The organism is Vibrio algarum, from assembly GCF_028204155.1.
GTDB classification, from domain to species: Bacteria; Pseudomonadota; Gammaproteobacteria; order Enterobacterales; family Vibrionaceae; genus Vibrio; species Vibrio algarum.
In genome coordinates this window covers 2,663,154-2,689,616 of the sequence record NZ_JAQLOI010000001.1, presented here as the reverse complement: position 1 = coordinate 2,689,616, position 26,463 = coordinate 2,663,154, and the positions used below count along the sequence as shown (strand labels likewise).

Here is a 26,463-nt window from a genome sequence, read left to right as displayed (position 1 = left end):
TGACAAACAATGTGGTCAAAAAAAGAGGCATGCCAGAAAAGGCTGCCTCTTTATTATGAGCTGCTGGTTGCGTTACATTACGCGCATACCCGGTTGAGCACCTTCATGTGGTTCTAATATCCACAGGTCTTTTCCACCAGGTCCTGCTGCTAAAACCATACCCTCGGACATACCAAATTTCATTTTACGAGGTTTTAAGTTCGCCACCATAACGGTGTGCTTCCCGATGAGTTCTTCAGGTTTATAGGCAGACTTGATTCCAGCAAATACCTGACGTGTTTCGCCACCAATATCAAGTACCAGCTTAAGCAATTTGTTTGCTTTAGGTACTTCTTCACACGAAACTATCTTGGCGATTCGTAGGTCAACTTTCGCAAAGTCGTCAAATTCAATTTCATCGGCGACTGGATCTTTGCTGAGTTCGGTTTCAGTTGCCACGGCTTTCTCTTTAGCTGCTTGGTCGGCTGCTGCGTCTTCTTTTGATGCTTCAATCATAGCCTCAACTTTTTTAGGGTCGATACGACTGAACAGAGCTTTAAATTTTGTAATGTCATGGTTAACAAGAGGTTCTGCAATAGCATCCCAAGTCAGTTCTTGGTTTAAGAATGCTTCGGTTCTTGCTGCTAGATCTGGCATCACAGGTTTAAGGTACGTTATAAGTACACGGAATAGGTTGATACCAACAGAGCAAATATCTTGCAGTTCTTGGTCTTGGCCTTCTGTTTTAGCCACAACCCAAGGTGCTTTTTCATCGACGTATTGGTTGGCTTTATCTGCTAGCGCCGTAATTTCACGAATAGCTCGACTAAACTCGCGAGACTCATATAGTTCTGCGATTTTTTCTGCTGCGTTTGCAAATTCCGCATACAATTCAGGTTCTGCGAACTGAGCGGATAGTTTTCCGCCAAAACGTTTGGTGATAAAACCGGCATTTCGTGAAGCTAGGTTGACTATCTTATTGACGACATCAGCGTTTACTCGTTGAGTAAAATCTTCCAAGTTTAGGTCAAGATCATCGATGCGGTTATTTAGTTTGGCAGCGTAGTAGTAACGCAAGCATTCAGGGTCTAAGTGATCAAGGTAGGTTGCTGCTTTTATAAATGTCCCTTTAGATTTAGACATTTTCGCGCCGTTAACCGTCACATAACCGTGGACGAATACATTGTTCGGCTTACGGAAGCCTGCGCCGTCGAGCACTGCTGGCCAGAACAAACTATGGAAATAAACAATGTCTTTGCCAATAAAATGATAAAGTTCGGTTGTGCTATCTTTTGCCCAATACTCATCAAAGTTTAAGTCATCTCGTTTATCACATAGGTTTTTAAATGACCCCATGTAACCGATTGGAGCGTCAAGCCAAACATAGAAAAACTTGTTCTTTTCACCCGGTATCTCAAAACCAAAATAAGGCGCGTCGCGGGAGATATCCCACTGTTTTAGCCCTGACTCAAACCATTCTTGCATCTTGTTTGCCGTTTCAGCTTGAAGGGACCCTGAACGAGTCCAAGCTTTCAGCATGCTTTCAAATTGTGGTAAGTCAAAGAAGAAGTGTTCTGAATCTTTCATCACTGGTGTCGCACCAGAAACCGCTGATTTCGGATCTATTAAATCTGTTGGGCTGTAGGTTTCACCACAGTTATCACAGTTATCACCGTATTGGTCTTCAGATTTGCACTTTGGACATGTCCCTTTTACGAAGCGATCCGGCAGAAACATCTCTTTTTCAGGATCAAACAATTGAGAAATAGTTCGGCTTGAAATGAAACCATTTTCTTTAAGGCGAAGATAAATCAAACTCGCTAATTCGCGGTTCTCATCGCTATGTGTGCTGTGGTAATTGTCAAAGCTAATATCGAAGCCAGCAAAATCTTTTTGATGTTCTTCACTTACAGCAGCGATCATTTCTTCTGGTGATATTCCCATCTGCTGCGCTTTAAGCATTATTGGTGTGCCGTGAGCATCGTCTGCACAGATGAAGTTTACTGTGTTGCCACGTAGCCTTTGGTATCGAACCCAGATATCAGCTTGGATATGCTCAAGCATATGGCCAAGGTGTATTGAACCGTTAGCGTACGGAAGGGCACAAGTTACCAAAAGTTTTCTTGGATCAGTTGCCATACTTAATAATTCACTTTAATTAGGAGGTAAAAATTAGTAGGTAATACTACCTTATGCCGGGCCTGACTCCAACAATGGAAACATTTATTCCATTAAATTTTTAGGGTTTAGCTAGCACGGCTGGAGTGTTAGCATACAAGGCACTAATGAAATTCACTTTACAATCTTATTAAGCAAACAATTTCATTCCCGAGTACATGAGTATCCGTAGGAGCAAATGCATGTCTATTTTCGATTCTAAAGAAGCACTGGTTAGCTGGCTAAATCAGTTTCAACACCCATTACTCATTGAGGGTTGGGCTGGGGCTTCAACTATTGTAAAACGTCTAAATAATGGTTGCGTGAAAATACAGCTACCCTTCTATTCTGCGGACTTACAAAGTTCGTTAGCGCGCTGGATTGAAGGGCAAGATATCGATGCGAATAAAGTGTCAATTTCTGTTAGTGTCGCCGCTTTAGAAACGGTGGTGACGGCAGAATTACCTAATGTAAAAAATATTATTGCGGTCACGTCAGCAAAAGGTGGGGTAGGTAAATCGACTACTGCAGTGAATTTGGCATTGGCATTAAGTACTCAAGGTGCGCAAGTTGGTCTGCTTGATGCGGATATTTACGGTCCATCTGTTCCCATGATGCTTGGGAAAGAAGATGAGTCTCCAGATGTGCGTGATGGGCAATTTATGATACCTATTGAATCATTTGGTATTTATACCAATTCGATAGGCTATTTGGTTGATAAATCTGAAGCGGCAATCTGGCGTGGCCCAATGGCGTCTAAGGCGTTGGGGCAACTTTTAAATGAGACAGATTGGCCATCTTTAGATTATTTAGTTATCGATATGCCTCCAGGTACAGGTGATGTACAACTGACTCTTTCACAAAATATTCCAGTAACGACGGCTGTGATTGTTACCACACCACAAGATCTCGCTTTAGCGGATGTCCGTAAAGGACTAGCTATGTTTGAAAAGGTGGCTGTTCCCGTGGTAGGCGTAGTTGAAAATATGAGCTATCACATCTGTAGCCACTGTGGTGAAAAAGAACACATATTTGGTCACAATGGAGCGATGAAAGTGGCTCAGGAATTTGGTGCTAATTTATTAGCACAGGTACCACTTGATATTACTATGCGTGAAGATATTGATGCAGGTAAACCCACAGTGGTGGCTCGACCAGATAGCGAACATACTCAGATTTACCTGCATCTGGCGGAAAAAATCACAAGTAGCATGTATTGGTTGGGTAAAGCTAAAGCAGAAAGTATCCCCTTTACTAATCTTAGCTAAAGTGGTGGTTGATAATACGATTGACGGTTTTTTAACAGGCAGCTATCCGATTTGGCATGTTTTTTTCAGATAGCTGTATTTCTCTTGATACAAAACCTAGTATCTAGCTTGAGTAAACTCTATAATTATACGGTTTATTCCATTGCCCCCAAGTGTTGATCATGTCTGAAAATAATAATTGCGTCATTGTAGGTATTGCTGGTGCATCTGCCTCCGGAAAGAGTTTAATCGCTAGTACAATTTATAATGAGTTGAAAGCCAAGGTCGGTGATCACCAAATCGGTGTTATAACTGAAGATTGCTACTATAAAGATCAAAGTGATTTGAGTATGGAGGATCGAGTTAAAACAAACTATGACCATCCTAATGCCTTGGATCATGACTTGTTGTGCGATCACTTAGAGCAGTTGATGAAAGGTGACACGGTTGATATTCCAGAGTATAGCTATACCGAGCATACTCGTGTAAAGGAAACGACAGAGTTCACACCGAAAAAGGTCATTATTTTGGAAGGCATTTTACTATTAACCGACCCAAGGTTACGTGGTTTGATGCACGCGTCTATTTTCATGGATACGCCGCTCGACATCTGTTTATTACGAAGAGTTACTCGCGATGTACAAGAGCGCGGTAGAACGATGGAATCCGTACTGAAACAATATCAGAAGACGGTTCGACCAATGTTTATGCAGTTTATCGAACCATCTAAACAGTATGCCGATATTATTGTCCCTCGTGGTGGTAAAAACAGAATCGCTATCGATGTTTTGAAGGCTCATATTGCTAAATTACTGAATTCTTAACTATAAGATTTCCAACTGTTAGCAAAATCATTTCAATTAATTGACAGTATGTAGTTTAAAAGTGGCACTTTATGTGCCATTTTTTGTCTTATGAAAAACACAATTATTCGTGTCTATATTCTATTATTGCTAAGGCAAAGACGTTGCCTTATTTTCGCAAAGGGAAAGTGAATGAAAAAAATTCTATTAATTATCGGCATTCCGGTTGTAGTCATTGTATTGGCGATAGCAGCCTTACTTTTATTTGTGAACCCTAATCAATTTAAGCCACTGATTGTTGAACAGACAAAAAAACAGACAGGTATGGATCTTATTATTGATGGGGATATTAGTTGGCAGTTTTTTCCATCTTTAGGGTTGAGTTTAGGTAAGACTGAACTTAAGAACCCAGCAGGATTCAAAAACGAAAATTTGTTGAAAATTGAAGGCATTGGCGTTGATGTTTCGGTTATGCCTATGTTCAGCAAAGAGCTATATATTGGGAATGTTTCTTTAGATGGTGCAGAAATCTATCTGGAAACTAAAAAAGACGGTTCTAGTAATCTTGATGCGTTAACACAGACAAATAAAGCCGAACCGACGGAATCAACAGACTCATCCAAAACGGCATCGCCTAATCCTCCAACCTCTGAGCCAGCCCCTTCAGAGGCACAAAATTCATGGACAATTAATCTTGCTGGTGTCTCGGTAACAAATGCGTCTCTCGAAATCCAAGATGATTCAACAGGCTCTTATACCAAGCTTTATGATGTTGGTTTAACGGTATCTGAATTCGCTTTTGCTCAGTGGACAACGGTGACATTCGCCGCTAAAGGTAAAAACAATCAACAAAATTTCGCGACAGAAGGTCAAGCTGAACTAAAGCTTATGCAAGATCTTGCGACATATGAATTACGTAACATTGTTCTTGATTCGAGTTTTAGCGACCCTAGTACGAAAATTTCAAGCGCTAAAGTTGAACTCAATACGTTTGCTTTTGATACCGATAACTCTCTGTCGGTAAGCGTGAAAGGTCGATCTGCTGATTTGGATATTGACCTGAAATTAACCTCAGATCTGATGGTAGACAAGGAAATTAGTCAAATACGTCTTAAAAATATGGATTTGAACTCGACTTTTGTCGGCGATAGCTTACCTCAATCACCAATGAAAATTACTGCAAAATCCGATTTCGGTTTCGATATTAAGCAGTCTCTGATCTCTCTTGACCTCGAAAAGTTGAACTTAAATGCGCTTCAGTTCGATGGTAATAGCACCGTCAAACTATCCGATATTCCACAAATTCGTTTTGATCTACATAGCCCCAATATCGATTTAGATGAATTCTTAGGATTAAATAAATCACAACCGGCTGAAGATAAATCAACTAAAGAATCAGAGGCTTCAACAGCATCGACATCGAATGGCGCGAAACCGCAAAAAGAGGTAGAACCAGATTTAAGTGCGCTTAATAATTTGGATGTGAAAGGCAAAATTACTATCGATAATTTTAAAGCAAGTAACGCCAAGATGCAGGCGGTTGTGACAAGCTTTACGGTTAACCGCGGCGTTGCTGATCTTAATTCATTTAGCTCGAAATTATATCAAGGTTCAATAAATGCGTCCGCGCAGTTAGATGCACGAAAAAGCCCAGCAAGCTATTGGGCTAAGAAGCAGATCAAAGGCGTTAAAGTGCAACCACTACTTAAAGATGTTGCTGAAAACGATATGCTAGAAGGCACAGGTAATATTGATGTAAACGTTAAGGGTAAAAGTTTAACGCCAACAGGTATCAAACAAAACCTAGCGGGTACGATAAAGATTAACTTTGCCGATGGTGCAGTGAACGGAATAAACGTTGCTCAACTAATTCGAGTTAACTATGCCAAAATTAAAGGCCAAAAAGTGGATGAGTCAGAGGAGGAAGAAAAGAAAACTGACTTTAGCGCAATGAAAGCGACATTGAACCTAAATAAAGGTGTGATGACGACTAACGATCTAACAATTTCATCGCCATTACTGCGAATTCGTGGTGAAGGGAACGCAAATTATATCAATGAAACAATGGATTTATTACTCGACACTTCCATTGTTGGTTCTTTGAAAGGACAGGGTGGCAAGGATATTAATGACCTGAAAGATATCACTATACCTGTTCGTGTTTACAATAAGTGGGCTGAACCTAAGTATAAAATTGAGTTCGACCAATTATGGAAACAGCTAGAATCTCAGAAAAAGAAAGAGCTTGAGGAAAAAGCCGAGAAGGAACTAAACCGCGTTCTTGGTGATAAAGTCAAAGATGGTAAGACAAAAGAGCTGGCTGACAAGTTACTTAAAGGGTTGTTTAACTAATTTTCGGCCTGCTACTAAGGCTAATTATTGAAAGTAAAAACGTGTCATCCCCACAAAAGTGGGGATGACGGATTTGGTGGATTCATTTATCAATATAGGTTTTTCATTTTTTACCAATCTACACCACGTAAAGCTTTTACACCCGATTCAAAGGCGTGTTTGACATTTTTAACTTCAGAAACTGTATCGGCAATCTCTATCAAGGAACGATGAGCAGCACGGCCAGTGATCACAACTGACTGCATTTTAGGTCTATTTTGAAGAGCTTCTATAACCTCATCCAAATCAATATAGCCATAGGTCACCATATAAGTAAGCTCATCAAATAAAACCACATCGATAGATTCATCTTTAAGCATACGTTTACACTCTTGCCAAACCTTTTGAGCTGCTATTGTGTCGGACTCTTTGTCTTGGGTATTCCACGTGAATCCCGTCGCCATCACTTGAAACTCTACACCGAGTTTTTCTAATAAGTTTTTCTCGCCGTTATCCCAAGTCCCTTTGATGAATTGAGCCACAGAACACGTTAAGTCGTGCCCTACTGCGCGAGCAATAGTACCAAAGCCAGCTGTACTTTTGCCTTTACCGTTTCCGGTAATGACGAGCAATAATCCTTTTTCAATTTGAGCTGATTCTATCTTTTCGTCGATGTTCCTTTTCACCTTTTCTTGGCGTGCTTTGTATCGATCATCTTTTGATTGATTAGAACTCATGGTAATCCTTTTAATAATGCTGAGTTAACGACTATGATAAAGGAATAAGGTTAATGGAAAAACCTTAAATTTTGGAGGGTAGTATGAAGAAGATTCTCGTGGTTTGCATGGGTAATATATGTCGCTCCCCTACAGGCGAAGCCGTTTTGCGCGCTACGGCTAAAAAAATGAATCTACCTATCGAAGTAGATTCTGCTGGAACGCTCGATTTTCATTCTGGAAATGAACCCGATTTTCGAGCAAGAACGGCAGGCGAGTATAGAGGATATTCGTTTGATGGTATTGTTGCTCGCCAAGTTTCACCAAAAGATTTTGAGTATTTTGATATTATTTTGGCGGCAGATAGAGACAACATGAGTGAGTTACTCGGTATGTGTCCAATAGAACATACTCATAAAATCAGCTTGTTTCTTCGCCATTCGAAATCTGGATATAATGAGATTCCCGATCCCTATTACGGTGGTGATAATGGGTTTGAGTTGGTATTAGATTTAATCGAAGAAGCGAGCATCGAGTTACTTAAAAAACTGTAATTTTCCGGCGACAGATACAATGAAGCCCAACGTTTGCTCGTTGGGCTTCATCTGTTTAACCAGTGGGTAATAAAGTTATCCAGCCAGTAAATCCGTTGCTACTTTGTAGCTTGGGTCTTCTTTAACATTTATTTCAACAAGACTACCTGCGTTCTCAAGTAGAGTGCGGCAATCTGGGCTCAAGTGACGTAAGTGAAGCGTCTTACCTACTGCGGTATAGCGCTCTGCAATAGTTTCAATTGCTTCGATAGCAGAATGGTCTGCCACACGTGAATTTGCAAAATCAACAATAACATCAACTGGGTCATTTTTAGCGTCAAACAGTTCTAAGAAGTTTGCTGCTGAACCAAAGAAAATTGGGCCATTAATATGGTATTCCTTTGAACCTTCAGCGTTTAATTTGCTGCTAGCATAAATATGCTTCGCGTGTTGCCATGCAAACATAAGTGCTGAGGCGATAACACCAACGGCAACCGCGACCGCCAAGTCAGTCATTACTGTCACAATGGTTACTAGTACAATAACGAAGAAATCTTGTTTTGGTACGCGACGTGCAAGTTTAAACGTTGCCCATTCAAATGTGCCGATGACCACCATAAACATAACACCAACGAGTGCTGATAATGGAATCATTTCAATTAATGCAGACGCGAACAAAATAAAGAACAACAGAGCTAGAGCTGCTGTGATGCCTGAAAGTCTGCCACGACCACCTGAGTTAACGTTGATCATAGATTGACCAATCATTGCGCAACCACCCATTGCACCAAAGACAGAACAAGTCATATTTGCAATGCCTTGTCCTACACACTCACGGTTAGCTTGACCACGCGTGTTGGTCATTTCGTCGATCACCGTAAGTGTTAATAGAGATTCTATTAAGCCTATTGCAGCAAGAATTATTGCGTAAGGAAGAATGATTTGTAGTGTTTCTAAGTTAAACGGAACCATTGGAACAGAAAATGTCGGCAAGCTACCGGCCAGTGTCGCGGCTTCATCACCTGACATCGTTCTTAGGAAATCAACAACAGTACGAGTATCGAGCCCAAGAAGTTGAACGATTAGCGTCACAGAAACAATCGCCACCAAAGACGAAGGCACTGCCGTGGTAAACTTAGGCAAAAAATGAATAATAGCCATCGTCAGCAAAATCAAACCAATCATGACCGCCATTTGATCGGTTGGAAGCCACGAGATCACGCCATTTATATCAGGAGCTTTGAACTGACCAAGTTGCGCTAGGAAAATAACGATAGCGAGACCGTTGACGAAACCAATCATCACCGGATGTGGCACCATACGAATAAATTTACCTAAACGGAAAATACCAGCCGAGACCTGTAACGCGCCTGCGAGTAAAATTGCAGCGAATAGATATTGCACACCGTGGGTAGCGACAAGGCTAACCATAACGACGGCCATTGCACCAGTGGCACCAGAAATCATACCAGGTCGGCCACCAAAGATAGAGGTGATGATACCAACGATAAATGCTGCGTAAAGGCCAACCATTGGGTCAACACCTGCAACAAAGGCGAACGCAACTGCTTCTGGCACAAGTGCTAAGGCAACAGTAAGCCCGGAGAGCACATCATTTTTAACTGATTGCCCTGAAAACTGTGGAAATTCAAACATTTTAGCTCAGTATATTTATGGATAAATAAATTTGTTCCAATCGATATTACTACTAAAGCTAAACTGAATAGCAAAGAGACTGCTTTAAAGCAATTGTGATCGGATTCTAATTAGACTGGCGAATCGTACAGAATAGTGTGATTGACTTCAAGAATAAATGCTATTTCGAGCCCCGAAATTAATAACTTATTAACAATTTTGGGGCTGATTATATTATAAATACATATCATTTCTAATTTGGTGGGAAACGCAATTATGCCTTTTAGCGCGCTAGAGTATGAAGCGGCATGTTCTCGTTATTCATCGTTAAATGGAGTCCCTCTAATTATGTCAATATGATCGGGTGCCCACGTTCAGGGTGTGGAACAACCTGCACTGGCCAGTGATAAACATCGGCAATATTTTCTTTGGTTAATGTGTCCCACGGAGTTCCGTCTGCGACTAATTTACCTTCATTTAGTATCAATATCCTATCGGCATATTGCGCAGCCAGATTGAGATCGTGAATGACAGTGATGACAGACGCACCTTGCTCGGTCAATGCCTTTGCTAGTTGTAGTGTTTTATGTTGGTGGGATAAATCCAGTGCTGATGTTGGTTCATCCAGAAGTAACACTTTTTTGTCTTCACTCTGTGCTAATTGGGTTAAAACTCTGGCTAAATGAACTCTCTGTTTTTCACCACCGGATAGACTAGGGTAAAGACGTCCAGCCAAATGAATGACATCGGTTTGTCGCATATATTCTTCGGCGATTGAAGCGATCTCTTTTTGTGATGCACGTAGAGTTAACCCTCCTAATTCGATAACTTCTCTAACCGAAAAATTGAAGGAAAGTGTACTGGATTGAGGTAGAACACCCATATGCTTGGCTAACGTTGATGGTTTCCAATTGTCAGAGTCAGTATTGAAATAACGTACCATGCCATTATGGGGCCATTCTTTGGTTATGAGCTTCAAAAGGCTGCTTTTACCTGTTCCGTTAGGACCCAATAGTATGGTTAATTCAGAAGCATGAAAATCAACGGAAATATTATCCAAAATGGTCTTTCCGCCAAGTTTAAGGTGTAAATTTTTAAGAGAGACTGCGCTTGTCATGACTATATACGCCCTTTTTGCTTAACTAATAACCAGATAAAGAAAGGAGAACCGATTAGCGCTGTCACAATGCCAACGGGCATGTCTAATGGAGCGACAACCGTTCTGGCAATCATATCGGCAATAAGCAGTAATAAAGCACCAATTATCATAGATAAAGGGAGTAGAGTGCGGTGGTTGGGCCCCGAGAGCATCCGACCCAAATGAGGCACAATTAATCCGATAAAACCAATCATGCCTGCAAGAGAAACAGTGACACCGACACCCGCCGCAGTCAGCAAAATTAGTCGACGTTTCAATGCTTGAACTTCTATGCCCATATGTTTGGCTTCTGGCTCCCCTAGCAATAAGACATTGAGCTTATTTGCGTCACGATAAAAGAGGAAAAAGAGAATCAGCAAGCTTGTAAACGCCATGCTCAAACCTTGATAGTTAGCACCGGCAAGTGAGCCCATCGTCCATAAAGAAAGATCTCTAAGGGCTTGGTCATCGGCAAAGTAGTTCATCAAACCGAGACCAGCGCCAGCAAGTGCACTGATAGCCACACCCGCAAGAAGCATCATAGTAACCGATGTTCCAGTTGGAGACGTTCCGAGGCGATAGACAAGTAAAGTGGTTATGGTCCCTCCAATAAAAGAGAATAAAGGGACAGTACCAAATAATAAAAGGTGAGGATATTGCTCGGCTAGGCTACCGAAAAGAACAATCGCAATAGCTGCACCTAAAGATGCGCCCGCAGAGACACCAATGATACCGGGGTCGGCAAGAGGGTTTCGAAATAAACCCTGCATAACGGTACCACATAAAGCTAAAATAGCGCCAACCGCAACTGCTAATAAGGTTCTTGGTAATCTGATTTGTTGAACAATCAATTCCATGTATGCGGAATCAGTGTTATTTGAAGATAACTGCCCAGGAAGAATCGCGAGCATGCTGTCGATAAAAGTAATCTTCATTGGTCCAATGGACACTGAGGCAATCACCGCCATAAAGAGAAGTGATATGCCGATAGGCGTTAACAAACGGACGGAAATTCGCCCAGAGATCTTATTGTTCATTTTTTATTCTGTCGTCTCGATACGTTTATGATTCGTCTTGGTTAAACTTATCACGCAGTTTTTGTGAAAGTCGAATACTCTCTATACCAAACCCACCAATTAAAGCATGGCTTGGAATCGATAAAATTTTTCCCGGTTGGCCTGCAGGTGTTGCCGCTAACAAAGGGAAAGAGGCCATTATGCCGTCATGACCTTCAAGGCTTTTCCAAGCGCGTTCGCTCACTAATATATAGTCGGGCTGCAATGCAACAACCGCTTCCATAGAAAGTGGCTTGTAAGAGCTTACGGCTTCGTTTGCTGGGTTAGTTGCACCAGACAATGTAATAATTTTATCGACGGTTGTCTCTTTACCACCCACCGTAGCAGGTCGGCCTTTGCTTAGCATTAAAAAGATGACTTTTGGGCTACGTGTTAATTCGTATTGAGTTAAATTGTCTATATCTTGCTTTACGGTCTGCTTTAGCTCTAAGGCTTTATTTGTTGTTCCAGTGAGTTCCGCAAGGATATCTATCCTTTGATAGAGCGCTTCGGTCGAATTACCTGGTGGAACTATGAGGACATTTACATGACTTGATTTTAGATTTTCCAGAGTGGAATCGGGTCCCATTTCATTAGAGCCAACTAGGTAACTTGGGTGTAGAGCCAATAACCCTTCGGCGGATAATTGTCGGTGGTATCCTACTTGAGGGATATCTTGATTAGCGACAAGGTGTTTGCTTGTCACATCCACTGCAACAAGTTGTTGTTCTGCTCCCAGGGCATAAATAAGTTCGGTGACCACTGAGCCGGCACTAATGATTCGTTCTTTTGCGAAAGCGGATGGTTGAAATAATAGAAGGCTTAAAATAAGGGTAAATGCTCTCATGATTCTTGGTTATCCATAATGATATTGGTTGCGTTGATTTGGTTTTTTTGTAGAAAGGCTAATAGCCTAAGCATGGATTGCACCGAGGCGGATTTGTCCGCGGCAATCACAAGTGATTTATTGGGTTGATTGTTGATTGTGATGACAAGAACTTCCGCGAACTGATTCCAATCGGAATAAGGGATTCCTTCGATAGCCCATAGCGAGTCCTGGGCATGTATATTAACGGTGATAACGTCTTTGTCTGGAGGACTCAACACTTCGTGGTCTTGTGTTTGAGGAATGCTGACTTCCATGCTCTTAATCTGGATATTGGCGGTTAATAATAGAAATACCAGCACAATAAAGATGAGATCCAAGAGTGGCGTTAAGTCTGGGGTTAAGAAGCTGGGTTGTTGAGGGCTAGATGTGATCATACGGTCTTAGCCTCATGCGCTTGAGTGACTTCTATACTGTCGCTAATGTCTGTTGAAGGTTGGCGATGGATAACCTCATTCGTTACTTTCTCTAGGGAAATACCTTCAAGGTAAAGGTTACAGTGATTTAGCGCATGTTCTATTTTAGCAATGGAACGCTCAGCCCATAATTGAAGGATCTGACTACCAAATATAGCAGGGACGGCAATTATCAAACCTGCCGCGGTTGTAGACATAGCAAGACCTAGGCCCTTAGCAAGGTCCGATGGCGCAATGGCCCCTGTTGTTGTTCCTAGGTCTTTAAACATTTCGATTAATCCTAGCACCGTTCCAAGCAAGCCAATTAAAGGGCTAATGGCACCTATGACGGAAAGGAAACGTAACCCAGAAGTGTATTGTTGACGATTTCTTGCTAACCAAATACTAACGGTTTGTTCTCTTAGTGGTTTAGCAAAATTTTTGTGAGCAAGAAGCAGGGCTACTCCCTTGGATAGAGTGTTCTTTTTTGTGGCTTGTTCTTGAATCAGCTCGTTTAAAGCATGGGTACTGTTTACATCGATATTTCTTATTTTTCCAATAAGGTAATGGCTTGATGTTCTGCTATTTATGCTGAGAAAAATAACCCGCTCGAGTAAAAGCGTTAGAGTTAGAAGTGAAAGTAGAGTGAGTGGCAAAGCCATCAAGCCCAATTGGCTATGAATCGTTGTTAACATGTTCATTTATCTATCCAGTGTAAAGTTTACAGGTATCTGTACTCGATGAGCGATGGCATAGCCGTGCTCTGTAGAAACGTCGAACTTCCAGTTTGATATGGCGCTCAATGCGGCGCTATCTAATGTAGAAAACCCAGAAGAATCAACGATGAAGTGCTTAATTTGTTCTCCCTTATCATCAATCCAAACCTCAATAAGCACTTTGCCTTGTTGGCCTCTTCTTTTTGCTAACCTGGGGTAACTAACGGGAGTCGGTCTTGCTTTAAAAGTTGGTTTTTTTATAAGCACAGGAGTAGATGATGTTGACGCGCTCGCGACACTTTCTGTAGGCTTATCAATAGGCTTATCAATAGGTGTCAAGGTTTCTTTTGCTTCTTTAATCGGTTGTTTTTTCTCAGCGGTTACCACTGGTTTGTTTTTTTTATCGACCTTCTTCGTTACTTTTGTTGTGGTCGCTAATTGCTTTTGTATTGGTTTTTTTACTGCCATCGCTTTTTTTGGTTCAGGTACCTCGTTGACCACATCATCTTGCTTTTTTGTAATAAGCGGTTTTTCTTGTGTTTTTTGTTCTTCTTGCAAGGGAGAGGTCGCTTTTTTCGGTGTACTAACAAATTGCAAATGTAAGTTTGCTGTTGTGGAGTCCATCGAAATAATCATCTCTTTTTGTGCTGGTTGAGCTAATAGCATGAGGCTATGTAGCGCAAGAGAAACACTTCCAAATATCACATACCGCTTACTGTTCAATGTCGCCCCTTGAATGATGCCCGTTCACTTGAATAATGATTTCGGATCAAAGTGTAAATGATAATGCGAATGAGATCAATTATCATTTACAAATATAAAATTAGGCGTTAGTATTAGCCGCAATTTCAGAACTCTTTAAAAATAAGACATTTAGTAAGGTTGCTGTTCGTCCATGATTATTGATTTAAACGATGTAAATTTGGTTGGATGCCATTCTCCTGATCCGATAAGTAATGCATTTGTCAGAAAAAAAGGCGCTCATGCGGGTGGACAGGCCGTTCCCATAAGTGCAGTTAGTGTTCAATCTGAACTCACAAGAAAACTTGCGCTTACGGCAGGGAAAGAACATTCTCGCTGCTTATATGTACATATCCCATTTTGTCGAGTTCGTTGTACTTTCTGTAATTTTTTCCAGTATGCCTCTAGCAAAAAACTCATCGAAAGCTACTTTCAGGCGCTTCTGACCGAACTTGAGTGGAAGTCACAATTGAGTTGGACAAAATCAGCGCCGTTTCATGCGGTTTACATTGGAGGGGGCACTCCTACGGATTTAAGTGCAGAACAGCTGGAGTTATTGGGTAAAACCATTCGGCGTCTATTTCCATTAACCCCTGATTGCGAGATTACCCTCGAAGGTCGATTGAACGGGTTCAATGCAGAGAAATTTGAACGTGCGTTGGAAGGGGGTTTAATCGCTTTTCTTTTGGTATCCAATCCTTTAATTCAACAGTTAGACGAGCGGCAAAGCGCTTAGATGATAGAGAATATGTCTTAAATAGGACTCAAGAACTTGTGAGTTATAACGCCGCACCAGTGGTCCTTGATCTGCTTTATGGCTTGCCACATCAAACATTGGATATTTGGGAGCAAGACCTAAACGATTATCTAGAATCAGGGGCTCATGGGGTTGATCTTTATCAGTTAATTGAAATGAAAGGCTTCCCAATGGCTCAACTGGTCGAAAAAGGCAAATTACCTGCACCAGCGGATACCGCATTGAAAGCAAGAATGTATCAACGTGGCGTCCAGTTTATGGAACAGCACCATCAAAAGAGATTGAGCGTGAACCATTGGTCCTCTTCCAACAGGGAGCGAAGTATTTATAACAGCTTAGCCAAGACAACGGCAGAAGTGCTACCTGTCGGTGCAGGTGCTGGTGGAAATGTTGGTGGTATTCAAATGATGCATACACGAAATATGGATACCTACATCGAAGCAGTAGCGAATAGAACATTTCCAATAGGCATGGCGTTTAACGCCCCAGTAACTCGTAATATAAGTGCTGAAATTAAATCTGCCTTTGATAAAGGTGTATTGGCAAAACACCGTCTTGATTCAACCTATGGCAGTGAACTCTTTGAACCGCTATTACCTTTGTTTACGGCATGGCAAAGTAACGGTCTGATTCAGTTAGACAAAGAGTATCTCAGCTTGACGATAGCAGGGCAATTTTGGTCTGTTACGTTAGCTCAAAACCTAATACAAGTTGTTGAACATAATCATAAATTAATGCGTGCTGCATAGTCAGGAGAAATATAACCATGAACGTAACTTACCCAATAGGTCAGCTCAAAAAAACGGTGCAAGAACTTAATGAACAAGAACCTAATATTTCTGTTTCAGAGATGGCAAATCGTTTAGAGCGGTCAGAAGGAGAAGTGACTCTAGCACTGCCGAGCCAATATGTTTCAACTTATTCTGGTGATAAAACGCAAACTATCCTAGAGACGTTGCCTACATGGGGACGAGTCACCACTATTATCCATTCTCATGGTTCAATTTTTGAAGCAAAAGCCCCGTTTCCAAAAGGAAAGGTAGCCCATGGTTATTACAATCTGATGGGTAGAAAAGACGGTGAGTTAAATGGTCATTTAAAGATTGATTTGGTGACGGATGTTGCGTGTGTTTCTAAACCGTTTAAAGGCATGGAAAGCTATTTCATTGGTTTTTATGACCAAGCAGGAAACTGCATTTTTAAAGTTTATTTAGGTCGTGACAAAAAACGCCAGATAATTGCTGGGCAAATAGAGTTATTCAATCGCTTAAAGAAGGACTTAAGCAATGGAAAATAAACAACAGCGAATTCAAAACCGTATTGGAAGTGAAATTGTCGAATTCCGTCAGCAACAAAAAACCTTGCAAATGGCGACTCTTACTTACGATGGTTGCCCACATGTAAGCTACACGCCATTTGTTTACCTACCCGATGGCTACTATATCTTGATTAGTGATATTGCAAAGCATGGGCAGAATATAAAAAGTCATCAGAAAGTGTCAATTATGATGATAGAAGATGAGCAAGATTCGAGAAGTATCTATGCTCGCAAGCGTTTGAGTTTCGATACCACAGCCAATTTAGTTCATAGAGAATCGGATTCTTGGTGGGAAGCTATTCGCGCACTTGAACAGCGATTTGGAGAAATTGTTAGTAATTTGAGCAAACTAGGCGATTTTCATATGTATCAACTTATCCCAGAGAAAGGGCGCTTTGTTAAAGGTTTTGGTAAGGCGTTTGATGTGACGGGAAGTGATCTAGTGGATATCGTTCACCTAGATGAAGGCCATATAAAAAATAAATAAGGCCACATCGTACTTGATTTAAATATCAAATAAATAATGTAGCAAACATAAAGCACCAGATGAGATATCGAGTCTCATCTGCGGGTTTGTTCGCCTAAAAATTGGATAAAGGATAAAAAAATGCTTAGGAAAACAAGATTAGCGGTGGCTATCGGTGGTTTACTTACTTTGTCTGCAACAACCTATGCAGAAACATACTCTTTCGAAGAAGTTGTAGTGTCAGGTACACGTACCGAGCAGAGTAAAAAGGATGTGTCATCTTCAATTGATGTAATATCTTCCGATGACTTAAATAATAACTTAACCAACGAGTTGAAGGATGTCTTCCAATATACGCCCGGTGTCGATGCTCAAGGTTCCGGCCGTTTTGGTGTGTCTGGAGTCAACATTAGAGGGGTTGAAGAGAGTAGGGTTAAAATGATGGTGGACGGGGTGCAGCAACCTTCATCCTATAACCCTGGCTCTACGGAGCAACGAAAGTATCCTAATACGATTGAAGTGGATACATTACAGTCAATCGAAGTAAACAAAGGCCCTTCCTCTACCTTGTATGGCTCCGATGCTTTGGGTGGCGTAGTTTTAATGCGAACCAAAAACCCACAAGATTACTTAACGACATCCGATGACGAGCACCGCTTTGGTATAAAAAGTGGGTACGCTTCAGCAAATGATGAGTTTAAAACGACCCTGAACTGGGCGATGCGTAAAGATAAGCTCGAAACCTTATTAATGGCGACTTATGCCAACGGACACGAAACAGAGACACATGGTTCAGGTGCTGACATTGAAGGGCCAGACCGTGGTGCTGCAAATCCAGCGGATAAAGAGTTGGGTAACCTTTTAGGTAAAGCATTTTATCAAGTGAATGAAGACAATCGAGTTGGTTTGACCGTAGAGTATTATAAGCAGCAGTATGATGAAGATGAACTGAACTATAATGGCTATAGCATTATGCCTGGGTTCACCTATACGGATAACTATAACGAAGATGTTTCTGAGCGTTTGCGTGTTGGCTTTGAGCATCAAATGTTTATGGATACATTGTTAGCGGACTCATTAGATTGGTCAGTAAATTATCAAGATTCGAATTCCTTATCGGAGAATTATGATACGACACCTTTCTCTGGTCGACGCATGCGAGAGCGTGAGGCTTCAGACCGTACAATTCAGGTGGATACGCAGCTCTCTAAAATAGTGATGTTCGGCAATAATGCGCATGAATTCACCTATGGAGCGACGTTCTTAAATAATGATTTTAGTCTAGATAACACCGATCATAAATATGATTTCGGAACGGTAACACCCGGAAGCACAGGGATTCCTGACGCGAATGTTATGCAGTGGGGGTTGTTTATACAAGACCAAGCGTTCTTTATGCAAGAGCGTCTAATTGTTACTGCGGGGCTTCGTTTCGATTCCTACACTGCTGATCCGACAACGGATTCAGGTTACACGACCGACTATCCTAAAAATGAGGATAGCGCAGTGACAGGTAAGTTAGGAACCGTTTACCATTTCAATGATCAGCTCTCTGTTTTTGGGCAGGTGAGTCAAGGTTTTAAAGCACCAACCGTTTACGATTTATACTACTTTTATGACCAAGGTGCGATAATTGAGGCTAACCCAGACTTAAAGGCTGAGAGAAGTACGGCTTATGAAATGGGTCTTCGAGGTGAAAATAGTTCAGCGCGCTTTGAAGTGGCTATGTTCTATAATGATTACACCGACTTCATTACGCAAGAAGTCACTGGCGAACAAGATGGCAAAGATGTGATCACCAAAAAGAATCTTGATGAGGTTGAGATATATGGTGTTGAGTTTAGTTCGACGGTCTATCTAGATGAAATGTTTTCGGCTCCGGAAGGAATGTATAGCCGTATCAGTGTTGCCTATTTAGACGGTGAAGACAAAAAAACAGGCGATGCTTTAGATTCGGTAGCGCCATTAACTAGTGTTATTGGCTTGGGGCTTGATAGAGATTTATATGGTGCAGCGGTTAATGTGAAAATGGTTGCGGCTAAAGATGATTGGCAATCCGATGACAATGAAAATGTAGCGGGTTATACGCTGGTTGATTTCACAACATACTATCAACCAACCCAAAACTTGAGACTATCAGCTGGTCTATTTAACGCTTTAGATAAAAAGTACTGGTTATACGATGACATCGCTGGACGAACAGAAACGAATAGCTTTAATAAAGATATAAAGTCACAACCTGGCCGTAATTGGGGCGTTGCTGTGGATTATCAGTTCTAGATATTTCTTATCTTAAACTCTTTAAACCAAAAGCTGTCTTTGAGTAATAAGACAGCTTTTTTAATTTGGATACCGATAGTGTCAATTCACGCATTAAAAGAAATTAATACAAAATGGCTATACCATCATGCCAAACAACATAAGAAAAAACTGATAATTGCCAATCTCGTTGCGGTCTTGGCTGCAGTGATTAGTGTTCCTATTCCCTTATTGCTGCCATTGTTAGTTGATGAGGTGTTGTTACAACAACCAGGGGCTGGGATTGCAGTTCTTAACCGCATAATGCCAACCTTTCTATATAGTGCCGAAGGCTATATCACGGTGGTTTTGTTACTCATCGTTTTGATGCGCCTAGTGAGTCAGGGGCTAAATATTTTACAAGCTCGCCAGTTTACCCTAGTGTCTAAATCCCTTACTTGTACATTAAGAAAGGGTCTTTTAGAAAAACTCGGCAAGATAAATATGCGTCAATATGAAGAAAGGGGGTCTGGTGCATTAACATCTTATCTTGTCACGGATATCGAAACCGTTGATAAGTTTATTGGTTCAACCATGAGCCGATTCGTGGTCAGCATTTTATCGATTATCGGCATTTCTCTCGTTCTTTTTTGGTTAGACTGGAAGCTGGCTCTTTTCATTATTTTACTCAATCCAGTCATCGTATTCCTGTCCAAAAAAATGGGGCACAAAGTAAAGGAACTGAAGAAAAAAGAGAATCGTTCCTTTGAGAGGTTTCAGCAACGGCTAGTAGAAACCTTAGATGGTTTATACCAATTGAGAGCGTCTAATCGAGAGCGAGTTTATTTAGACAGATTAATGCAAGATGCCGAAGGCATTAGGCAGGATGCGGATAATTATGCTTGGCAATCAGATGCTGCAAATCGTATTTCGTTTTTACTGTTTCTTATCGGCTTTGAGATATTTCGTGCCGCTGCGATGATATTAGTTCTTATGGGCGATCTTACTGTCGGCCAAATATTCGCTATTTTTGGCTACCTCTGGTACATGTTGTCACCAATCCAAGATTTACTCAGCATTCAATACTCATGGTTTAGTGCATCAGCAGCAATGAAACGTTTAAATGGTTTACTGATGCTGGATGAACAAAAGGTGTATCCACCGAAACTCGTTCCTTTTGAGAATAACCAATCATTTGATATCGAGTTCAAAAATATTGAGTTTGCTTACGATGCAGAAAGGCGCGTCATCGATGATCTGAGCTTATGCATCCCCCGAGGCAAACGGGTCGCTTTAGTTGGAGCATCCGGCGGTGGAAAATCCACACTCATCCAATTGTTACTTGGTATCTATCAAAAAACCAAAGGAGACATACTCATTAATGGTCACCCTATTGAGGATGTCGGTTATGAAGGTTTAAGAGAAAAGCTAGCAGTTGTGTTACAGCATCCTATGATCTTCAATGATACCTTGAGAGAAAACCTGACACTGGGTGAAAAATATAGTGATGAATATATCTGGAATGCGCTTAAGGTCGCTCAGTTGTCCGACTTTGTGCTCGCATTGCCTAACCAGTTGAGTTCTGAACTAGGTCGTCAAGGGGTGAAGTTGTCGGGTGGTCAGAGGCAACGGTTAGCGATAGCAAGAATGGTGTTAGTCAATCCTGATTTAGTCATATTAGACGAAGCTACATCAGCACTAGACACTTCTACGGAATCTGCTTTGCACCAAGCATTGAATACGTTTTTAGACGGTAAAACAACACTAATAGTTGCGCATCGTTTATCCGCAGTGAAACAAGCAGATTTAATTTACGTGCTGGAGGATGGAAAGGTTATTCAATCTGGAAATCATCATGATCTAGTGCAAGAAGACGGTTTATATCAGACGCTATATGGTAGTCAGGCGTAATATCATTTTTGTTTTTTGTTCTGGTGAATAATTTTCCTGATTGATAATATAAAAAAAGGTAAGACTTCCAGAGTCTTACCTTTTTATTTATGCCGTTAACTGGGCGCTTACTGCTCAGTTATACAGAGCAAATTACATCGTCTTAGATGTACCAGAAGAGGCTTGACTAGTTGCCGATTGGCTACCAGCACCTTTCGGTGTATAACGCTCTTCTTTTAATGGTGCAGCCTTAACTTCAATCTCTTTGATCTCTTGAGGTCCAGGTGCTTTAGCCATTGCAGAACCAGCGTGAGCTTTTCGCTTCTGAGTGCCTACTTTAGGTTTGGCTACTACAGCGGCTGCTTGCTTCACTTCTACTTCAACTTGTGGAGCTACAACGTCTACAGGTGCTGTTTTCACTTCAACGATAGGCGCTTCAATTACTGGTTCAGCGACAGGTTCGTCAGCTACTTGCGCTTCAACTATTTCTGCTTCAACTATTTCTGCCTCAGCAACAGGTGCTTCCTGAACCGATGTTTCAACGATGTCTGTCTCAACAACCGATTTTTCCGCTACTTCAGCAACAGGTGTCACTTCTTTAGCTGGAGCTTGCTCGTTTTGAACTGGAGCCTCGATAGGCGCTTGCTCAATAACCGGTGCAACTTTGACTTCTGCTGTTTTCGTTTCCACGATGTCACGAAGTATGATGACTTTACCCATGGCCATTTCAGGGCATGCGAAGCCGTTCAATATGACTTGCTCAACTTCAGGCGTAATGCGTGTTCTTTCTTTACGTCTTGGTTTTGCAAGGTCGTACTTCGGTATTACTTTGCCCATTGCCATCTCAGGAGAGGCTACACCACCTTTACGTAGGCGGAATGGGTTAGGTTTACGATCGCGACCACGACGACGGCGTTGTCCACTTGCACGTAAGTGACGAGGAGTACGACGACTACGACGTTTTGGTTCTTCTTTCTGTTCGCCTTGAGCAACAACTGGCTTGTTAGTTTCAACCACTTCTTGAGCAACCTTAACGTCTTGCTCTACTTTCGCTTCAACTTGGGTCGTATTGACTTGTTGAGCGGCGGTATTTTGCTGGTCTTTTGTTCTAACTTGCTTTTTAAGCTGACGACGCTGGCGACGTTGCTTAACGGTTTGAGTTTTCTTTTCTTCTACTACTGGCGCAGAATCAACTTGTGCTTCAGCAGCGATCTGTTGACCTTGCTCAGCGACCTTAGAGTTAGACTTATTGACCTTTTTGTCTTGCTTAGGTCGACGGTTGTCACGGCGTTGATTTGGCTTGATTTCCGTTTGTTCGTCTTGTTGTTGGTCTTGTTGATCATTACGATTTGGCTTACGGCGATTCTTATTTTGATCGCGGTTACCATCTCGCGAATTACGACGACGGTTGTCATTGCGATTGTTGCGATTGTTGCGATTGTTACGATTGTTGCGATTATCCGCCACTTCTTCTTTAGGTTTCTCTTCTTTTACTTCTTCAGCAGGGCTAGAGAAGAAATTAGAGAGTGCTTTGAAAAAGCGCGAAATAACGCCAGGTTCGTTCGTTTCTGGCTTTTCAGAAACCGTTGGTGCTGGAGTCGGGGCAACAGGTTGTGGAGCCGGTGCTGCAAAGCCTTTAAGAGCAGGTTCTTCAATTTTCTTCGGAACGAGTTCTGCTTCAGAAGGTTCAGTTGCTTCAGCTTCTTTCATGGCTTCTAATTTCTTAGGCACCAAGTATGAAAGAATATCGTGTTCTTCACCGCCACGTACACGAACCACTTCAAAATGAGGGGTTTCCATGTCGGAATTTGGAACAATAATAACCTTCACATCTTGTGAAGACTCAATGATATTTACTGAGCGACGCTTTTCGTTAAGAAGATAAGAGGCGATGGCGACAGGAACGACAGCAACAACTTGTGAGCTGTTGTCTTTTAAAGCTTCTTCTTCAATAAGTCTAAGTACAGAGAGTGCAAGAGATTCATTATCACGAACGACACCAGTACCCGTACAACGAGGACAAATATGGTGGCTTGCTTCTGCTAGAGATGGGCTCAAACGTTGACGAGACATTTCTAATAGACCGAAGCGAGAAATACGGCCAATTTGAACACGCGCACGGTCTAGACGAACGGCTTCACGTAAACGATTTTCAACTTCACGCTGGTGACGAACAGGTGTCATATCAATAAAGTCGATAACCACTAAACCACCAAGGTCACGCAAACGTAATTGGCGAGCAATTTCATCTGCAGCTTCTAGGTTAGTATTTAGGGCTGTCTCTTCAATATCACTACCTTTTGTTGCTCTAGCAGAGTTGATATCAATAGAAGTTAACGCTTCAGTAGGGTCAATAACAATTGAACCACCTGACGGTAACCTTACTTCGCGTTGGAAAGCGGATTCAATCTGGCTTTCTATTTGATAGTGACTAAATAGCGGCACTTCACCATCGTATTTCTTAACGCGGTTAAGAAAGTCTGGACGGATAAGTTGAATGTGCTGTCTAGCACGTTCGTAGATTGTGCTGCTATCGATAAGGATTTCACCAATATCACGGCGCAAGTAGTCACGAATCGCTCTTACAATAACGTTACTTTCCTGATGGATTAAGAAAGGCGCTGGTGTTGTACCCGCAGCTTCAGTTATTGCATTCCAATGGTTAAGTAATACATTTAAATCCCACTCTAGCTCTTCAGCACTTTTACCAACACCAGCAGTACGAACGATTAAGCCCATACCTTGAGGAAGGTCTAACGTGCTCAATGCGGCTTTAAGTTGTGTGCGTTCATCCCCTTCGATACGACGAGAAATACCGCCAGCTCGAGGGTTATTCGGCATTAATACTAAATAGCTGCCTGCAAGAGATATAAATGTAGTAAGTGCTGCACCTTTGCTACCGCGTTCTTCTTTTTCAACTTGTACAATGACTTCTTGGCCTTCTTTAAGCACTTCTTTAATGCTTGGACGACCTTGGTATGTGTACCCTTGAGGAAAGTAATCGCGAGCAACTTCTTTAAGAGGGAGGAAACCATGTCTATCAGCACCGTAGTCAACAAATGCGGCTTCTAAACTTGGCTCTATACGTGTGATTTTACCTTTGTAGATATTTGCTTTTTTCGATTCATGGCCAGGGCTTTCGATATCTAAATCGAAAAGTCGCTGTCCATCGACCAAAGCGACACGCAACTCTTCTTTTTGAGTTGCGTTGATTAACATTCTTTTCATTTTTTATTTTCTCGTTGATGTTTCTTTATTTTAATTACACATGCCGCTTGGCTTCGATACCGATGGTGTCAGATCCCATGACTTTATAAGTGCAGCCTCACGGCTGGAAGGGATGCTCTCGGACACTCCAGTCATCAGGAACTAATTAAATAGCTCCTGATCCACAACTTTGGTGGTAAATACTCAACATCAGTGAACGATGAGTAGAGCGACAAGTAAGCTTTATTCTCAACGTCTTACGCCATACGCTGCATCGAATAATAAGGCTCTTCTACTCATTTAGCTTTTTTGCTGTTGGATAATGAGAAAAATGCGAATTGCATCCAAATTACCCATTACAGGTGTGAACTATAGCAGTGCCGTTAAAATACAGCAATCTGCTTTGTTATAAACAGGCAAAAAATTTAAAATAGTTCAAAAACAGCTAAAGCCTATCTTATTGATAAATATGACTTTAGTTTGAGTTGTATTAATTTTGTCCAATTTTAATCCCAATATTTATGCACAGGTAATAATCACAAGACTACCCCCTCGTTTTTCGTTAGATATCAGAGGTTAGATTGTAAGAAATAACTAAAGAGTGATAAAAACGTGATTTGGGTGGTAGAATGCGCGACATGAATGAGATTAAAACTAAAGTCCAATATGTCGATATCGATACCGATATGGCAGGACAACGCATAGATAACTTTATGCGGAACCAACTTAAAAATGTGCCTAAGAGTTTGATTTATCGAATCATCCGAAAGGGCGAAGTGCGCGTAAACAAAAAACGTATCAAGGCTGAGTATAAATTGCAGGCTGGTGATATTGTCCGTGTCCCACCTGTGAAGTTAGAAGAAACGGAACAAAAAGAAGTTCCTAATACTAAGCTTAATAAAGTGGCAGAGTTAGAAAGCTGCATTATTTATGAAGATGATCATATGCTCATCTTAAATAAGCCTTCGGGAACCGCTGTTCACGGGGGTAGTGGATTAAAATTTGGTGCGATAGAAGCACTAAGGGCGTTACGTCCAGAGGCCCGTTTTCTGGAATTAGTTCACAGAATAGATAGGGACACTTCTGGAATATTGCTAGTAGCTAAAAAACGTTCAGCATTGCGCCATTTGCAGGCCCAGTTCCGTGAGAAAACCGTGCAGAAATATTACTTTGCGCTTGTTTTAGGTCAATGGAAGTCAAGCTGCCGCGTAGTAAATGCCCCATTACTTAAGAATGAAGTAAATAGTATTGTGCGTGTTAATCCCAATGGTAAAGCGTCTGAAACACGTTTTAAAATAATAGAAAAATTTGTTGATGCCACTTTAATTCAAGCGAGCCCTATCACTGGGCGAACGCATCAAATACGTGTTCATACTCAATATACTGGTCACCCCATTGCATGGGACGACCGTTATGGTGATAGACGTTTCGACGCCTATACCGGAAAAGTAGGGTTAGATCGGCTATTTCTGCATGCCGCCAATATTAAGTTTGCTCATCCGGCGACAGAAGAAAAAATGGATATTTCTGCGCCGATGGAAGCCAAACTCGAAAAAGTTCTTCAGAAATTACGCACCTAAAACAGAGATGCCTTGCTTTTTAAGCATATCTATCAAGGTAATCAATGGAAGCCCGATCAAACTGTTCGGGTCTTTCCCTTCTAACCTATCAAATAACGCAATACCTAAGCCTTCACTCTTGAAACTACCAGCACAGTTTAGTGGCTGTTCTCGCTGTACATAATCTTTAATCTGACCTTGACTGAGTTTACGGAAGTGAACCTTGAATATATCTAACGCCACATCGCTGGTGTTGGTTTTAGTATTATGTATCGCTAGACCGGTATAAAAAGTGATGCACTGACCACTGGCTGCGGTAAGCTGCTCAATTGCCTTTTCGGTAGTATGGGGTTTACCTATAATTCTACCGTTTATTACACAAACCTGATCAGAGCCAATAATAAGCGCATGCCCGTTGATTTGGCAGCTTTTCGCTTTGTTTGTAGCTAACCTCATTACCAATTTTTCAGGTGTTTCATCTTCTAATGGGGTTTCATCACAATTCGGGTTCGCCTGTGTAAAAGGTAACTGAATTTTTTCTAAAATGGTTTTTCGAAACGGCGAGGTGGAGGCCAAGATCAGGTCAAATTCAGTCATAGAAAAAGTCTTGTAGAACAGAGAATAGCAACAGGATAAACGATAATTAAAAAAAGCGTAACTTTTTCACTTTTCCTTTGACTCAAGGCGATTAGAAAT

Annotated in this window: 20 protein-coding genes and 1 pseudogene; 10 read left to right on the top strand and 11 right to left on the bottom strand. The window is 41.5% G+C overall.

Going from position 1 to position 26,463, the window contains the following annotated elements; genetic code table 11:
• Positions 1 to 72: 72 nt before the first annotated feature.
• The gene (gene metG / locus PGX00_RS12515) at positions 73 to 2,118 is read right to left on the bottom strand and encodes a methionine--tRNA ligase (RefSeq protein ID WP_272136907.1); all 2,046 of its coding nucleotides are present in this window, start codon (positions 2,116 to 2,118) and stop codon (positions 73 to 75) included.
• A 221-nt stretch (positions 2,119 to 2,339) separates the two neighbouring features.
• Between metG and apbC the strand changes: the two genes are divergently transcribed.
• From apbC to PGX00_RS12500, 3 genes are all read left to right on the top strand, one after another.
• Positions 2,340 to 3,404 carry an iron-sulfur cluster carrier protein ApbC gene (gene apbC, locus PGX00_RS12510; protein WP_272136905.1) on the top strand — a complete coding sequence of 355 codons (1,065 nt, stop codon included), beginning with the start codon at positions 2,340 to 2,342 and terminating at the stop codon, positions 3,402 to 3,404.
• A 161-nt stretch (positions 3,405 to 3,565) separates the two neighbouring features.
• Positions 3,566 to 4,207, top strand: coding sequence for a uridine kinase (gene udk / locus PGX00_RS12505; protein ID WP_272136903.1), 642 nt, complete (start codon positions 3,566 to 3,568; stop codon positions 4,205 to 4,207).
• Between the two features lie 171 nt (positions 4,208 to 4,378).
• Positions 4,379 to 6,538 carry an AsmA family protein gene (locus PGX00_RS12500; protein ID WP_272136901.1) on the top strand — a complete coding sequence of 720 codons (2,160 nt, stop codon included), beginning with the start codon at positions 4,379 to 4,381 and terminating at the stop codon, positions 6,536 to 6,538.
• 110 nt (positions 6,539 to 6,648) lie between these two features.
• Here PGX00_RS12500 and cobO read toward each other — a convergent pair whose 3' ends face one another.
• Positions 6,649 to 7,254, bottom strand: coding sequence for a cob(I)yrinic acid a,c-diamide adenosyltransferase (cobO, locus tag PGX00_RS12495; protein ID WP_272136898.1), 606 nt, complete (start codon positions 7,252 to 7,254; stop codon positions 6,649 to 6,651).
• Between the two features lie 83 nt (positions 7,255 to 7,337).
• Here cobO and PGX00_RS12490 point away from each other — a divergent pair, with 83 nt between their 5' ends.
• Complete coding sequence (locus PGX00_RS12490) at positions 7,338 to 7,787, top strand: low molecular weight protein-tyrosine-phosphatase (protein WP_272136896.1); 450 nt, start codon at positions 7,338 to 7,340, stop codon at positions 7,785 to 7,787.
• Between the two features lie 75 nt (positions 7,788 to 7,862).
• Here PGX00_RS12490 and PGX00_RS12485 read toward each other — a convergent pair whose 3' ends face one another.
• From PGX00_RS12485 to PGX00_RS12455, 7 genes are all read right to left on the bottom strand, one after another.
• Positions 7,863 to 9,422, bottom strand: coding sequence for a SulP family inorganic anion transporter (locus PGX00_RS12485; RefSeq protein ID WP_272136893.1), 1,560 nt, complete (start codon positions 9,420 to 9,422; stop codon positions 7,863 to 7,865).
• 325 nt (positions 9,423 to 9,747) lie between these two features.
• On the bottom strand, positions 9,748 to 10,518 hold the full coding sequence (locus PGX00_RS12480; RefSeq protein WP_272136891.1) for a heme ABC transporter ATP-binding protein: 771 nt from the start codon (positions 10,516 to 10,518) through the stop codon (positions 9,748 to 9,750).
• 2 nt (positions 10,519 to 10,520) lie between these two features.
• The gene (locus PGX00_RS12475) at positions 10,521 to 11,576 is read right to left on the bottom strand and encodes a FecCD family ABC transporter permease (RefSeq protein WP_272136889.1); all 1,056 of its coding nucleotides are present in this window, start codon (positions 11,574 to 11,576) and stop codon (positions 10,521 to 10,523) included.
• A 25-nt stretch (positions 11,577 to 11,601) separates the two neighbouring features.
• Complete coding sequence (locus tag PGX00_RS12470; RefSeq protein WP_272136887.1) at positions 11,602 to 12,441, bottom strand: heme/hemin ABC transporter substrate-binding protein; 840 nt, start codon at positions 12,439 to 12,441, stop codon at positions 11,602 to 11,604.
• Positions 12,438 to 12,857, bottom strand: coding sequence for an ExbD/TolR family protein (locus PGX00_RS12465; protein ID WP_272136885.1), 420 nt, complete (start codon positions 12,855 to 12,857; stop codon positions 12,438 to 12,440). Before PGX00_RS12465 ends, PGX00_RS12470 begins: the two co-directional genes overlap by 4 nt.
• Positions 12,854 to 13,576 (bottom strand): MotA/TolQ/ExbB proton channel family protein, encoded by a 723-nt coding sequence (locus PGX00_RS12460; protein WP_272136883.1) that lies wholly within the window; start codon positions 13,574 to 13,576, stop codon positions 12,854 to 12,856. Before PGX00_RS12460 ends, PGX00_RS12465 begins: the two co-directional genes overlap by 4 nt.
• A complete protein-coding gene (locus PGX00_RS12455) occupies positions 13,577 to 14,314 on the bottom strand; it encodes an energy transducer TonB (protein WP_272136881.1) in 738 nt (245 codons plus the stop codon).
• A gap of 172 nt (positions 14,315 to 14,486) precedes the next feature.
• Between PGX00_RS12455 and hutW the strand changes: the two are divergent.
• From hutW to PGX00_RS12430, 5 genes and pseudogenes are all read left to right on the top strand, one after another.
• A pseudogene (gene hutW, locus PGX00_RS12450) lies at positions 14,487 to 15,838 on the top strand (heme anaerobic degradation radical SAM methyltransferase ChuW/HutW).
• A gap of 17 nt (positions 15,839 to 15,855) precedes the next feature.
• On the top strand, positions 15,856 to 16,386 hold the full coding sequence (gene hutX / locus PGX00_RS12445; protein WP_272136879.1) for a heme utilization cystosolic carrier protein HutX: 531 nt from the start codon (positions 15,856 to 15,858) through the stop codon (positions 16,384 to 16,386).
• Positions 16,376 to 16,894 carry a heme utilization protein HutZ gene (gene hutZ, locus PGX00_RS12440; protein WP_272136877.1) on the top strand — a complete coding sequence of 173 codons (519 nt, stop codon included), beginning with the start codon at positions 16,376 to 16,378 and terminating at the stop codon, positions 16,892 to 16,894. The genes hutX and hutZ overlap by 11 nt, the downstream gene beginning before the upstream one ends.
• 120 nt (positions 16,895 to 17,014) lie before the next feature.
• Positions 17,015 to 19,153 (top strand): TonB-dependent hemoglobin/transferrin/lactoferrin family receptor, encoded by a 2,139-nt coding sequence (locus PGX00_RS12435; protein ID WP_272136875.1) that lies wholly within the window; start codon positions 17,015 to 17,017, stop codon positions 19,151 to 19,153.
• Positions 19,154 to 19,231: 78 nt separating this feature from the next.
• On the top strand, positions 19,232 to 21,022 hold the full coding sequence (locus PGX00_RS12430) for an ABC transporter ATP-binding protein (RefSeq protein WP_272136873.1): 1,791 nt from the start codon (positions 19,232 to 19,234) through the stop codon (positions 21,020 to 21,022).
• Positions 21,023 to 21,154: 132 nt separating this feature from the next.
• On the opposite strand, the gene rne is transcribed toward PGX00_RS12430, so the two are convergent.
• On the bottom strand, positions 21,155 to 24,229 hold the full coding sequence (gene rne / locus PGX00_RS12425; RefSeq protein ID WP_272136871.1) for a ribonuclease E: 3,075 nt from the start codon (positions 24,227 to 24,229) through the stop codon (positions 21,155 to 21,157).
• A 617-nt stretch (positions 24,230 to 24,846) separates the two neighbouring features.
• On the opposite strand from rne, the gene rluC reads away from it, so the two are divergent.
• Entirely contained in the window at positions 24,847 to 25,788 is a 942-nt protein-coding gene (rluC, locus tag PGX00_RS12420) for a 23S rRNA pseudouridine(955/2504/2580) synthase RluC (RefSeq protein ID WP_272138056.1), read from the top strand.
• Here rluC and PGX00_RS12415 read toward each other — a convergent pair.
• Positions 25,777 to 26,364, bottom strand: coding sequence for a Maf family protein (locus PGX00_RS12415; RefSeq protein ID WP_272136869.1), 588 nt, complete (start codon positions 26,362 to 26,364; stop codon positions 25,777 to 25,779). The genes rluC and PGX00_RS12415 overlap by 12 nt on opposite strands.
• Positions 26,365 to 26,463 lie beyond the last annotated feature (99 nt).

Excerpts from the sequence above, each read along its gene's own strand:
- hutZ (WP_272136877.1), top strand. The coding sequence starts at position 16,376 with ATGGAAAATAAACAACAGCGAATTCAAAACCGTATTGGAAGTGAAATT.
- PGX00_RS12485 (WP_272136893.1), bottom strand. The coding sequence starts at position 9,422 with ATGTTTGAATTTCCACAGTTTTCAGGGCAATCAGTTAAAAATGATGTG.
- rne (WP_272136871.1), bottom strand. The coding sequence starts at position 24,229 with ATGAAAAGAATGTTAATCAACGCAACTCAAAAAGAAGAGTTGCGTGTC.
- rluC (WP_272138056.1), top strand. The coding sequence starts at position 24,847 with ATGAATGAGATTAAAACTAAAGTCCAATATGTCGATATCGATACCGAT.
- PGX00_RS12415 (WP_272136869.1), bottom strand. The coding sequence starts at position 26,364 with ATGACTGAATTTGACCTGATCTTGGCCTCCACCTCGCCGTTTCGAAAA.
- PGX00_RS12470 (WP_272136887.1), bottom strand. The coding sequence starts at position 12,441 with ATGAGAGCATTTACCCTTATTTTAAGCCTTCTATTATTTCAACCATCC.
- PGX00_RS12500 (WP_272136901.1), top strand. The coding sequence starts at position 4,379 with ATGAAAAAAATTCTATTAATTATCGGCATTCCGGTTGTAGTCATTGTA.
- PGX00_RS12475 (WP_272136889.1), bottom strand. The coding sequence starts at position 11,576 with ATGAACAATAAGATCTCTGGGCGAATTTCCGTCCGTTTGTTAACGCCT.
- cobO (WP_272136898.1), bottom strand. The coding sequence starts at position 7,254 with ATGAGTTCTAATCAATCAAAAGATGATCGATACAAAGCACGCCAAGAA.
- udk (WP_272136903.1), top strand. The coding sequence starts at position 3,566 with ATGTCTGAAAATAATAATTGCGTCATTGTAGGTATTGCTGGTGCATCT.
- apbC (WP_272136905.1), top strand. The coding sequence starts at position 2,340 with ATGTCTATTTTCGATTCTAAAGAAGCACTGGTTAGCTGGCTAAATCAG.
- metG (WP_272136907.1), bottom strand. The coding sequence starts at position 2,118 with ATGGCAACTGATCCAAGAAAACTTTTGGTAACTTGTGCCCTTCCGTAC.
- PGX00_RS12465 (WP_272136885.1), bottom strand. The coding sequence starts at position 12,857 with ATGATCACATCTAGCCCTCAACAACCCAGCTTCTTAACCCCAGACTTA.
- PGX00_RS12480 (WP_272136891.1), bottom strand. The coding sequence starts at position 10,518 with ATGACAAGCGCAGTCTCTCTTAAAAATTTACACCTTAAACTTGGCGGA.
- PGX00_RS12460 (WP_272136883.1), bottom strand. The coding sequence starts at position 13,576 with ATGAACATGTTAACAACGATTCATAGCCAATTGGGCTTGATGGCTTTG.
- hutX (WP_272136879.1), top strand. The coding sequence starts at position 15,856 with ATGAACGTAACTTACCCAATAGGTCAGCTCAAAAAAACGGTGCAAGAA.
- PGX00_RS12435 (WP_272136875.1), top strand. The coding sequence starts at position 17,015 with ATGCTTAGGAAAACAAGATTAGCGGTGGCTATCGGTGGTTTACTTACT.
- PGX00_RS12490 (WP_272136896.1), top strand. The coding sequence starts at position 7,338 with ATGAAGAAGATTCTCGTGGTTTGCATGGGTAATATATGTCGCTCCCCT.